We start from the raw sequence: 11,766 nt of genomic DNA, 5'->3' as shown, positions 1-11,766 counted from the left end.
GCCAGAACATGCACGGTCTGATCAACAGGGCGATCCAGGCTTTTGTGACCAGTACCTATGGCGCGGACCGCTGGAAGGCGGTGATGGAAACGGCGGGACTTGGCTTCACCGACTTCGAGGCGATGCTGTATTACAGCGATGATCAGTCCAACCGCATGCTGGCGGCGATGGAAGCGGTGCTGCTGCGCCCGCTGCCCGGCATGCTGGAGGATCTTGGCACCTTTCTGGTCTCCAACCCGCAGCTTGAGGCGCTTCGGCGCCTGCTCCGCTTTGGCGGGGTGAACTACGTTGATTTTTTGCATTCCTTGGACGACCTGCCGGACCGCGCCCGGCTGGCGGTTTCCGATCTGGAGCTGCCGGGGCTGGAGCTGGTGGAGCAGGCGCCGGGGCAGTTCGAACTGATCTGTCAGCCTGGCCTGCCCGGCTATGCCCGGGTGATGATGGGAGTTTTGCGTGCCATGGCCGATGATTACGGTGATCTGGTCTTCCTCGACCACAGCGGCAGCCAGGACGGTGCCGAGGTGATCTCGATCAGCCTGGTGGAAACCGAGTTCACCGCCGGGCGGGCCTTCGACCTGGGGGCGCACTCGTTATGACTGACATGCACGAGCTCGGCGTTCTGGCCGATACCGTGTGCCCGATGCATGCGATGGTGGACGCCAAGGGGCGCATCACCCGGGCCGGGCCGACGCTGCGCAAGCTGCGCCCGGACCTGCGGTGGGAAGGGCGGCGGTTCTTCCGCATCTTCGACCTGTCGCGGCCGCGCTGGGTGCGCTCGATGGAGGATCTGGAACGCACTGCGGGCAGCAAGCTGCACCTGCATTTCCGCGACACGCCGCAGACCAGCCTCAAGGGTGTTTTTGCGCCGCTGCCGCACGGGCAGGGCGCCTTCATCAACCTCTCCTTTGGTATTTCCGTGCTGGAGGCAGTGCGCGACTACGACCTCACCGGCGCCGATTTTGCGCCCACCGACCTCACCATCGAGATGCTCTATCTGGTGGAGGCGAAATCCGCCGCGATGGAGGCTTCGCGCCAGCTGAACCTGCGCCTGCAGGGGGCCAAGATCGCGGCCGAGGAGCAGGCCTTCACCGACACGCTGACCGGACTGAAGAACCGCCGCGCGATGGATCACGTGCTGGCCCGGCTGATCGGCAGCGGCCGGGATTTTGCGCTGATGCATGTGGATCTCGACTTCTTCAAGGAAGTGAACGACACGCTCGGCCATGCCGCGGGCGACGCGGTGCTGCAGCAGGCGGCGCGGATCATGGTGGAGTGCACCCGGCAGACCGACACCATCGCGCGCGTCGGCGGCGATGAGTTTGTAATGATTCTCGAAGGCGTGCTGGACCAGGCCAAGCTGGAGGCGGTGGCACAGCGGCTGATCCGCCGCCTGGAGGAGCCGATTCCCTTTGCCGGCAAGACCTGCCGGATCTCGGCCAGCGCCGGCACCACGCTCTCCACCTGGCACAAATACCCGGATGCGGCGACGCTCCTGAACCAGGCCGACCTGGCGCTTTATGCCGCAAAGCGGGCGGGCCGGGCGCAGCATTGCTTCTACCGCGGCGGCATGGAGAAGGACGGCAGCGGCAGCCAGGCCGCCGCCGGCTGAACCCGCGGTCTCGGCGGCGCGGGCGGAGGGGCCGGAGGGGCGTCTTGGAGGTTCCAGCTCTGTGAGTGCGCCGCAACGGCTTGCGCGGCTGAAGCGCAGGGCAAGCCGCTATCCGGCTCGATCGCGCACCGCGTTCTGTCCGCGGCTTTTGCATAACGGGACCGCCTTCTTTCCGCCCCGCGCCTTCCAGTGCCTTCCGGTGCGCTTCCGTCAGCGCCTGGTGCGCCGGCATGCGCCCCTGCGCACCCTTGTTCACCGATGTGCGCTCCCGTGCGCCGCTGCGCACCCGTCAGCCCGGCCGGCGGCATTTCCGCCTGCGGACCGGGCAGAAGGGGCGCTCAGGGCGGACGAGGGGGCGCCGGGCAAAAGAGGGGACGAAGCGGGAGAGGCAGTGCGCGGGGCAGTTGGTGGGGCGGCTGCATTGCCGCTCTTTGTGCCGGGCGAAAGATCCTTCGGACCTTGTTTGCAGGTGCCACACGGAACTGCCAGCGCGGCAAGGCCGGGGCCGCAGCGCCAATCCGTGCCCTGGCGGTCCGGCCCCGCGCTTCAGCCTGTCGAAGGGCCTAACGTGCCGTGGTGAGATTTCGGGCGGTGCATAACCCTAAGGCCCCTTGCCGCGTCAGACGATCCGGGGCACCGTGCAGGGCGGGCCCGCGGCTTGTGCGGCTGAGCTGAGGCTGTTGCCGCGCCTGTGGGCCTTCCGGGTTGGCAGCCTCATCAATACAGTCTTTCAACCCGCTGCGGGCCGCTGGCATTCCGCCCGCCGGGAGCGCGCTCCTTTTGCGTTGGCAGCCGTGGGGGGCTGCCATGCCTACCAGTCGGGGCAGCTTCCCAGATCATCTCGGGTTCGAATCAGCTCTTCAGAGAACCTCAGCGCCTTAGCGATTCGTTGTAGGCTGGCAAAGACTGGCACTGTCAGTTGGGTATTTCGGCCTGCTCATGGAACCCGGTTACCGTGCTGGCTTTACGAGATGAATCTCTCAGGTGGCTTGAAAAAAAGAGCCTCGCCGAGGCATCAAAACAAGCCCCCCCGGTCGCAACAGGTGATTTAGCTCCGTAATTTGGAGAGCGCAGCTTCCGGGCGGTAGACCATGCTCATCCCAAAGGTATCCGCTTGTCCCAGAAGGAAGGTTACGCCATCACCATAGACTGTAACCACAGGATGCACTGGTGGTCCCAAGGCGACGACGGGATCCCGTTTGGACCAACTGACCGGTCCCCTCAGTCCATGACCACCTTCGAAGCCATCTTCTCGATCACTGCTGTGATCGTCAGTGCGGTCGTGATCGCGTATATGAGCCACCTTGGCAAGATCTCGGGCCGTGACCGCCCCCATGATCCGGAGCGTCTGCGCCGTTTCATAGCGAATGCGCCCTATGACGCGTTGAAGCGCCGTCCTGACAAGGAAACACGATGCTCGCCACCATCACCAGAGAAGTGATCGCCGACGTAGACCGGATCGGACCAAGCTTAATCGTCGTCATCACGGTCAACTGTGCCATGCGGCCGCGGTGCCAGGTTAAGCCAACATTGATGTAGAGAAACGCGTGCGTGACGCGCCCTACACTTGCTCGAGGATATGGGCCGATAGGACCAGGAGAACGGATGTCCGAGCGCGGGCGCCGTTTCAGCGTCTACCTCGTGTCAGAACGACTGATCTGTAATCAGTGGAACGGAAGGGGGCTGGAGCAATCGTAGGAGGACCTGCAGGATGCAAAAAGAGGATCGCCTCACCGACGCCTTGGAAGGTCGGCTGGATCCCTGCGAGCTGACTGATGAAGAACACGCCGCTTGGGTGAAGGCCTTCAACAACCTCATGGGCGAACCAGGCCCTGAGGAAGAGGCCTTCTTTGCTCGTCGCCGCAAGCTGGGATTGGGTGTCGGCCTCGATGACGAGGGCAGGCTGATCCACGCGCGGCCGAAGAAATAGCTATCAATCGCGGCAGTGCTGAAGCTTACTCTTTGAATAGCCTCGAGTTTGTTCGACGCCCTCGTGCCTCAGTTTCTGCTGCCACTCGAGGTCGACGGGCGACAGCATTCCGTTCCGCGCGTGCTTGCGCTTCGGGTCGTAAAACATCTTGTTGTAGTCGAACACGTTCCGCCGGGCTTCCTCGCGCGTCCGGTTGGTGCGGCGCCAGCAGTGTCGGCTGATCGTCAGACGGATCGAGCCGGAAGAATCTCGGATGGGGCGCCTGACCAACTGACCCGCAGGATGGTTTTTGGGCTCTGACTCAGTTTTGGTGCAACTTCGGCCTCCCTCAGATCAGAGCGCTTGAACGAGCCGCGCTTTGAGCAGGTCGATGTTCGCCCTTCCATACATCTGGCGTTTGAGCGTCTTGAGGCGGTTAATCTGCCCTTCAGTCTGCCCGTTCGACCATGGTTCCCGAAGCGCCGCGGCGACGGCTGCCTGATCGCGCCGCAGCCCGCGGGCAAAGGCACCGAGCAGCCCGTCTTCCGCTTCATTCCGCCATCCTTCCAGCTCGTCTTCGCGAGCATTGCGTACCATGTCCGTAAACCGGTCGGTCAGCCTTCGGGCTGTGGCGAGAGCAGGCAAAGAAGCTTCGATCCTTGCGACCTGGATGGCATCCGCCTGGCACAGATGATCCCGGCCCAAGGTCATGAGGCCGGCAATCTTGCGCGCGGGCGGCGATTTTTCTGTGCCTGATGGCGCAGCCCGCTCGGCACGGCGCTGGCGCGTGGCCCATTCCCCGACGACACAGAGGCTGCCCTGGAAACCATCGGCCCGCAGCCGGCGCCAGAGTTCGGCACCGTTCCTGCAGCCGCCCGCCCAATCCCGCTCCAGTCGCGGCAGCCAAGGGGTCAGACTGCTCTCACGGATGCGGAAAACATCCTCGCGTTCCCCACGCAAAATCTGCCGGACGAGCTGGCGGCTGAGCCCTGTCTGGCGAACGATCCGCCGGATCGGCACGCCATCATCAGCCATTTGGCGAACCATCCGGTTGGTTTGCTGGCGGCGGAGATAGCCTTCGTATTGCAGCTTTTCAGCGGCCGTCAGCAGCTTTGGATCCAGTGTCTTTGCTCCGATCGCTTTGCGGATGGCAGGCATGTTACGTTGTACGGCGGCCAGAAAAGCCGCGCTCGCGTTTTCTAACAGGTGCCAGCGGTCGGCAACCTGAACCGCTTTTGGCAAGGCCCGTGAGACGGCACCGCCATAGCCTCCGTTGCGGTCGCGGGCGACGACCTCAATCCCCGGACGGGCCCGCAGCCAGGCCTCGACCGTGGCCGGTTCCCGGTCTGGCAGGAGGTCAATAACCCGGCGCCGCTCCAGATCGCAGATCAAAGTGCCGTATCGCTGCCCCTTCCGCCAAGCCCAATCGTCAATGCCTATAACGCGGAGATCACTGCTTGAGGCCTCGGCCGTGTCCCGGATGCTTCGGAGGAAAGTATCCTTGCTGACTGGCAGCAGGAGCCGTGCGGCGAGCGCCTGTGCCGGACGCCCGCCGAGTGCCAGGCCGAGGTGCCGGACCAGTCCTTGCAGACGGGAGGTACGCCGCGCATGCGGCCGGGTCACGTCCGGTGGAAATGCTCCGCAAATATCTTGGCTGGGCAACGCAGAGCACGGCAGCGAAAGCGGCGAACCAGCAGGACCAGTTCCACCTTCCGGCCATGCGCAGGAAGATCGGCAGGCCGTCGGCGGTACCTGCTGTGAACATGGCGTGAAGCCGTGCCGCAGCGCGGGCACGCCGCCGTGGCTTTGGCGGAACGCGAGTGGATCCGGACCGTGTTCCCGACAAGCTCAACCTGGCTGGCCTTGAGACCTGCTGGCAGGAAATCCCGCCGTGAAAACTGTGACGCCATCGGCAACCTCCTCCAAAACCTACCGATATATAGCGCTTAGCAGGTTGGGCTGCACCAAACCTGCTTCAGAGCCGTTTTTCGAGGCCGATTGTTCAGGGTGTATGCGACGGCATCGAGGGTATTCTCATCATGTACACTGAGATCCGTGCCCTTGGGAAAGTACTGACGCAGTAGGCCATTGGTGTTCTCGTTGCTACCGCGCTGCCAGGGGCTTTGAGGCTCACAGAAGAACACCTGGATGCCGGTATCTGTCTTCAGCTTCGCATGTTGTGCCATCTCAGCCCCCTGGTCCCATGTGAGTGATTTGCACAAGTGGCTTGGAAGGCTCTGAATTGATTTGGTAATGGCATCTCGAACAGCCTCAGCACCGTGACCTGCAAGCGCGGGACCGTTCTTTTTGCGCGGGCCTGCACCATGGCCGGGCATCGGGGGCAGATGCAGCAGGAGCGTGAACCGTGTTTTGCGTTCCACCAGAGTGCCGATCGCCGAGCTCTTCAGGCCGAGGATCAGATCGCCTTCCCAGTGACCCGGCACAGCGCGGTCTTCTGCTTCGGCGGGGCGTTCGCTGATCATGATCTGATCGGACACAAACGGTTTGCCTTTGCCCTTTCGCCGCGCTCGCGGGACACGTAGCGCCCGTCCGGAACGCAAGCAGGCAACCAACTTCCGCCGCAGCGCACCACGGCCTTGAATGAACAAGGACTGATAGATGGCCTCATGGCTGATACGCATCATCGGGTCATCCGGATAATCAAGAAGCAAACGGCGGGCGATTTGCACAGGGCTCCAGGCCGTTGCCCATCTGCGATGTTGCCGGCGCACAGACCGTCTCTTCGTCCAAGACACGTCAGGACCGGCCACGATGTCCCCGTTTGGACCAGAGAGCTGACCTGAGAGCCGATCTTCAACATACTGCCGCAAGGCGTCGTTCTGCGCCAGTTTTGTTAGCTTTGGCCGACGTGCCGCGCGATCTGCATGCCATTGCGCTGTTGTCGCGCGATATTCAAAGCCCCCTGAGCGTGTCGCTGCATTCCGCCGAAGTTCCCGGGAAACGGTCGAGGCGGATCGTCCAATCTCCCTTGCAATCGCACAGACACCGAAGCCTTGCGCTCTGTACAAGGCGATCTCTTCGCGCTCAGCAAAACACAGATACCGGCCGGAAAGCGGCTGAGATGCATTTGCAAACTTGGATGGCGGCATGCCTCCGGCCTCCCGAAACCAACGACTGCCAACTGGGGCAGACGCGCCAGCTTGCACGCCAGCTTCTTCGCTGGAAACGCCTTGCTTGATGAGTTGCCAAAACATGACTTGCTGGGTGCGCAGTGCCGCCCGTGGCCGCCCCGGTGAATGCAGTTTACCTCGTGTACTGCGCTCTGATGCGCGTTTGCGTTTTGTCATCACAACCTCCAATTCGTAACCGTTGCGACGACCGTTTGAATCCGCCCAATACCTGTCGATCAAGTACACAGAGCGGTTGGGAGAAGCTGGTATCGAGCCCTCTGTCGGCAGCGTCGGGGACAGTTACGACAATGCCCTGGCCGAGACGATCAACGGCTTGTTCAAGGCCGAGGTCATTCACCGCCGCGGCCCTTGGCGCAACTTCGAGGCAGTGGAATACGCAACACTCGAATGGGTGGACTGGTTTAACAACCGCCGTCTGCTTGAGCCCATCGGGAACATTCCGCCGGCCGAAGCAGAGGCCAATTTCTATGCGGCTATGGAAACTGAGGAACGAGCCGCGTAACTAACTGCAATCAGCCTCCAGCAAACCCGGTGCGGTTCATGGCTTCAGGAGACAAAACCCTCACGTGATCGGTGCAACCGAGCCGGGGCGGACAGTAAAACTTAATTAAAACTGCTTTGTGTGGTATGAAGTTCTGCGAGGTACATTTGGTCTCGCCGCGGGGGAGGGGAGTTATGTCAGGCTCCAATGGAGATTTTGTCAAGAAGTTCGTTTTCCGGCTCGCCGAGTGTTCATGTTCCGAGCAACGATGGACAACAGTGAAGGAAACACTCGGCGACCTCGGAGCAAGTGCAGTAATCGCAGCAAAAGTAAGAAAGTCTTCTGGCATCATTGACTGGATGCAAAGCAATCTCCCTCAAAGGGTCATTCTCGACTATTTGTCAGAAGGGTTTATGAACCACGACTTGATTGCGCGCCACGCTGCCTGCAAGCCCCAGGATCTGGTCTGGCGCCCGCAGGACGGATGGGAAGCGGAAGACGTAACTGACAATGCTGGTTTTGCAGGCTTTGTCTCCGAATCCGGTTTTCGATCCATCGTCAGCTCGTCCATTTCAGACAGCTCGGGACACTCTCGCTACGCGGTAACCTATTGCTCCAATTACTCAATCAACAGAGTCCTGTCGGATGAGAGTAAAGCCAGGATATTGCAATCATGCAAGATCTTTCTTCCCTGGCTCAGCTGGCAAGGCATTAAGTCCGCCAAAGATTTCACTCACATCAACAAGCGTATACTTTCGCCACGGGAGCGCGACGTTCTATGCTATCTGGCCTCAGGCCTGCAAAACGGGCAGATATCCGAGGCTCTGAGTATTTCGGACAATATGGTGTCTAAGCACATATATCACGCCCGAAAGAAGTTGGGAGCACATACCACCGCTCAGGCAGTGGCGATGGCGATTCGTGAGCGGCTGATCACCCTGTGAAGGTTAAAATATCTTCACCTACCCGCCTGCTTTCCCCTTTGGGACAATGCCCGGGCAATGGGCTAATAGCGTCAGGGTGGGGAAAAGATGGAACGCAGCGTAATCTTTATCATCGAAGGTGTGGTCGACACTGAAATCACCGTTACAGAACTCAGCGATGGCACTTTGAAATTTGACATCGAAGTTCTGGGAACCGGCAGTATTGGCGACTTGCGCGGGCTCTTCTTTAACCTTGATGGCTATACCGTGGACGGCGGTTTAACCGCCACCGGAGCTGACGTGACCGGCGAAAACTACGGCGAGGATTCCATTGAACGTGTCGTCAAGGACGTGAACATCAATGGCGACGTAGTTAAAACACTCGGAAAATTCGATGCCGCTGTGTCCTTCGGAACTTCCGGGATCGGTGATGATGACATCCAGTCGACAAGCTTCATCCTTTCGCATGAAAGCGACTTACTTACTCTGGATATGCTCAGCTTTTCCAACATGGGGCTGAGGTATACGTCGGTTGGAGAGTGGGATGGCACCCGGTCTGATTCAACCAAAATCGGAGGAGCTGCCAGCGGCGTGGCGCAGAACGATCTCATCTCAGTTGCTGAGAATAGCAGCGCGAGCATCAATGCGCTTGCCAACGACGAAGCTGACCCTGCCAGTTCTGTCATCAGCTTTGAGCTGAACGGCACGAGCTATGCGGCAGGCGACAGCGCGAGTGTCGTGATTGGCGGCGCCCAGTTGGCAACCCTGGTTGTAGCATCTGATGGCACCGTAAGCTTGACCGCCGACGGCGCTGACGTGGACGGGCTTGCCCAAGGGGCTGCGGTGAATTTTGCATTCTCCTATACCAGCCAAGCCCCTGGTGGATCGACGGCCACCGCTATTGTGGGCGGCACCGTGACCGGAATCAATGATGGACCCACGCTGGCGGCTGGCATGGGGGCGGCCGCAGAAGATGGTTCAAGCATCGATCTGGATCTCGCTGCTCTGGGCGCTGACATCGACAGCGATGATGACGAAACGACGCTTACCTATGCGATCACTGGCGCACCTTACGTGGGCGCGGCCTCAATCAGCGGCACCACGCTGAGCTTTGATCCCGGTGCCGACTTCCAGGATTTGGCTGAAGGCGAGACCCAGGACGTGACGATCACCGTCGAGGCCACCGACAGCCACGGCTCCACCGCCGTGAACGATGTGGTGATCACGGTGACCGGCACCAATGATGAGCCCACTCTGGCGGCTGGCATGGGAGCGGCCGAAGAAGACGGCCCAAGCATCGATGTGGATCTCGGCAGTTTGGGCGATGACATCGACAGCGATGATGATGGAACGACGCTCATCTATGCGATCACTGGCGCGCCGTCCGAAGGCACAGCCTCAATCAACGTCACCACCCTAAGCTTTGATCCCGGCGCTGACTTCCAGGATCTGGCTGAAGGCGAGACCCGGGACGTGCCGATCACCGTCGAGGCCACCGACAGCCACGGCGCCACTGCCGTGAACGATGTGGTGATCACGGTGACCGGCACCAATGATGGGCCAACTCTGGCGACTGGCATTGGCGCGGCCGAAGAAGACGGCCCGAGCATCGATGTGGATCTCGCCGCTCTGGGCGATGACATCGACAGCGACGATGACGGAAAGACGCTGACATATGCGATCACCGGCGCGCTGTCCGAGGGCTCGGCCTCGATCAGCGGCACCACACTGAGCTTTGATCCCGGCACAGACTTCCAGGACCTGGATGATGGAGAAACACGGGATGTCACGATCGAAGTCACCGCGTCTGACAAGCATGGAGCGACCGCGGTCAACAACATTACCGTGACTGTCAGCGGATCTACCGACAATCCGGGCCCCGATGCAAATGATGATATCCTCACCGGGGATGAGAACACAATCTACGTGATTCCGGCTGCTGACCTGCTTGCCAATGACACAGATGGCAGCGGCGATCCGCTGTCGATCAGTAGTGTCTCGGCCACCAGTGCGCTCGGAGCCACCGTGACGCTCAATTCAGACGGTTCGGTCATCTATGATCCCACCTCCTCCACCACTTTGGATGAAATGGCTGGTGGAGAGACACTTGAGGATACCTTTACCTATACGGTCTCAGATGGAACAGGCCTGTTTGATACGGCAACGGTAACAATGAGCGTGTCAGGTGTGGGAGATCCGCCAGTCCTAACGGGGGCTGTCTCTGCTCAGTCCGGCTTCACCAACCAAGACTTCAGCTATCAGATTCCCGGGGATCTGTTTTCGGATCACGATGAAGGCGGCACGATCAGCTATACTGTTTCATTGGCTGACGGATCTCCCCTGCCGTCCTTCATGAGCTATGACGCCGCGAGCCGGACAATCGGGTTCGATGCAAATGCACCGCAAGCAGGTGATGTCGGCCTCTACAATCTGCGGGTGACGGCGACGGAAGACGATGGCCAATCAAATTCGGCCACGTTCAGCCTAACGGTTCTGGATGGGTCTTTGATCCTCGGTACATCCGGCAACGATAACTTGACGGGCACCATACAGGGAGATCTGATTTCAGGCTTGGAGGGCAACGATACAATTACGGGCCTCCCAGGAGCCGATGTGATCGACGGCGGCGCGGGGTTTGACTACCTCTACGGTGAGGCTGGCGATGACGTGATCCTCACCGGTGCGGATGGCGGCAGGGCTTACGGCGGCGACGGCGATGACCAGCTCACCGGCAGCGGCAGCAACGACTCGCTTTATGGCGGGGACGGCAATGACCAGCTTGCAGGTGACTTGGGCAACGACTACCTTCAGGGCGGCAACGGCGCCGATACGATTGAAGGCGGCGGCGGGAACGACTTCATTTCTGGCGGCAGTGGCGCCAACAGCATGTCCGGAGGCGATGGCAACGACAGAATTGATGTTTCGACGGATGCAAACTTCAACGACACAGTCACGGCCGGAGACGGCGACGACTACATCAGGAATGCAGGCTACAGGTCCGCGGATCTGATCGACGCGGGGGCCGGTAACGACACCGTCGAGGCCTATTTCAATGGCAGCCAAGTCTACGACAGCGGAACCGGCACTTATATCCCCGAGGTGACCAGCATCACGCTGGGCGCCGGCGCCGATGTCCTGCGTCTGCAATACTCTACCCCAAGCTCGATCAGCGAGCTGCTGGTCACCGACTTCTCAACGGCGGAAGACAGCGTCGACATCGACTATTTCGTCAACCAGCGCCTCAGTGGCTGGGACGGCGCCTCCAACCCCTTCGGGGCGGGCTTCATGCGCCTGGTCCAAGACGGCGCCGACGTGCTGCTGGAAGCCGACCTGAATGGCGGCGGCGACAATTATCTCGGGCTGGTCAGGTTCGAGAATACGAATACCGCTGACTTTACAGCCGCTAATTTTGATCCGCCGTATCCGCCGGACGGGTCCGTTCCCGCCGGGACCGTGATCACTGGTACCAACGCCTCCGAAAATCTTGAAGGCACGATCGGGGGAGATACAATCTCCGGTGGCGCCGGAAATGATACTATCCACGGCGGGCCTGCCGCTGATCAGATCGACGGCGGCGCGGGGTTTGACTACCTCTACGGTGAGGCTGGCGATGACGTGATCCTCACCGGTGCGGATGGCGGCAGGGCTTACGGCGGCGACGGCGATGACCAGCTCACCGGCAGCGGCAGCAA

At 60.7% G+C, this 11,766-nt stretch carries 7 protein-coding genes and 3 pseudogenes; 7 read left to right on the top strand and 3 right to left on the bottom strand.

Features of this window, described 5'->3' with window-relative positions:
* Positions 1-8 precede the first annotated feature (8 nt).
* The 4 genes from ACOHX0_RS05205 to ACOHX0_RS05190 all read left to right on the top strand — a co-directional run bounded on the left by ACOHX0_RS05205 (position 9) and on the right by ACOHX0_RS05190 (position 3,539).
* A complete protein-coding gene (locus ACOHX0_RS05205; protein ID WP_420675626.1) occupies positions 9-596 on the top strand; it encodes a heme NO-binding domain-containing protein in 588 nt (195 codons plus the stop codon).
* Positions 593-1,609, top strand: a complete 1,017-nt coding sequence (locus tag ACOHX0_RS05200; RefSeq protein ID WP_420675625.1) for a diguanylate cyclase domain-containing protein — start codon at positions 593-595, stop codon at positions 1,607-1,609. Before ACOHX0_RS05205 ends, ACOHX0_RS05200 begins: the two co-directional genes overlap by 4 nt.
* A 1,228-nt stretch (positions 1,610-2,837) precedes the next feature.
* Positions 2,838-3,050 carry a hypothetical protein gene (locus tag ACOHX0_RS05195; protein WP_420675624.1) on the top strand — a complete coding sequence of 71 codons (213 nt, stop codon included), beginning with the start codon at positions 2,838-2,840 and terminating at the stop codon, positions 3,048-3,050.
* Positions 3,051-3,320: 270 nt separating this feature from the next.
* Positions 3,321-3,539 carry a hypothetical protein gene (locus ACOHX0_RS05190; protein ID WP_420675623.1) on the top strand — a complete coding sequence of 73 codons (219 nt, stop codon included), beginning with the start codon at positions 3,321-3,323 and terminating at the stop codon, positions 3,537-3,539.
* 3 nt (positions 3,540-3,542) lie between these two features.
* Here ACOHX0_RS05190 and ACOHX0_RS05185 read toward each other — a convergent pair.
* From ACOHX0_RS05185 to ACOHX0_RS05175, 3 genes and pseudogenes are all read right to left on the bottom strand, one after another.
* Positions 3,543-3,743 (bottom strand): annotated as a pseudogene (locus tag ACOHX0_RS05185) (hypothetical protein); the annotation flags it as partial.
* Between the two features lie 129 nt (positions 3,744-3,872).
* Positions 3,873-5,428 (bottom strand): annotated as a pseudogene (locus ACOHX0_RS05180) (ISL3 family transposase).
* Positions 5,429-5,464: 36 nt separating this feature from the next.
* Positions 5,465-6,826 (bottom strand): IS30 family transposase, encoded by a 1,362-nt coding sequence (locus ACOHX0_RS05175; RefSeq protein WP_420675622.1) that lies wholly within the window; start codon positions 6,824-6,826, stop codon positions 5,465-5,467.
* Between the two features lie 43 nt (positions 6,827-6,869).
* Here ACOHX0_RS05175 and ACOHX0_RS05170 point away from each other — a divergent pair.
* The 3 genes and pseudogenes from ACOHX0_RS05170 to ACOHX0_RS05160 form a co-directional block, all read left to right on the top strand.
* A pseudogene (locus ACOHX0_RS05170) lies at positions 6,870-7,172 on the top strand (integrase core domain-containing protein); the annotation flags it as partial.
* A 173-nt stretch (positions 7,173-7,345) separates the two neighbouring features.
* A complete protein-coding gene (locus tag ACOHX0_RS05165; protein ID WP_420675621.1) occupies positions 7,346-8,095 on the top strand; it encodes a response regulator transcription factor in 750 nt (249 codons plus the stop codon).
* A gap of 87 nt (positions 8,096-8,182) precedes the next feature.
* Positions 8,183-11,766 (top strand): Ig-like domain-containing protein (locus ACOHX0_RS05160; RefSeq protein WP_420675620.1); only part of this gene is annotated, 3,584 nt, incomplete at its 3' end.

Origin of the sequence: Cribrihabitans pelagius (genome assembly GCF_048820915.1) — a bacterium.
Lineage (GTDB): Bacteria > Pseudomonadota > Alphaproteobacteria > Rhodobacterales > Rhodobacteraceae > Cribrihabitans_A > Cribrihabitans_A pelagius.
Note: the sequence above shows the minus strand (reverse complement) of the source record. Positions and strands in the feature narration are given on the sequence as shown.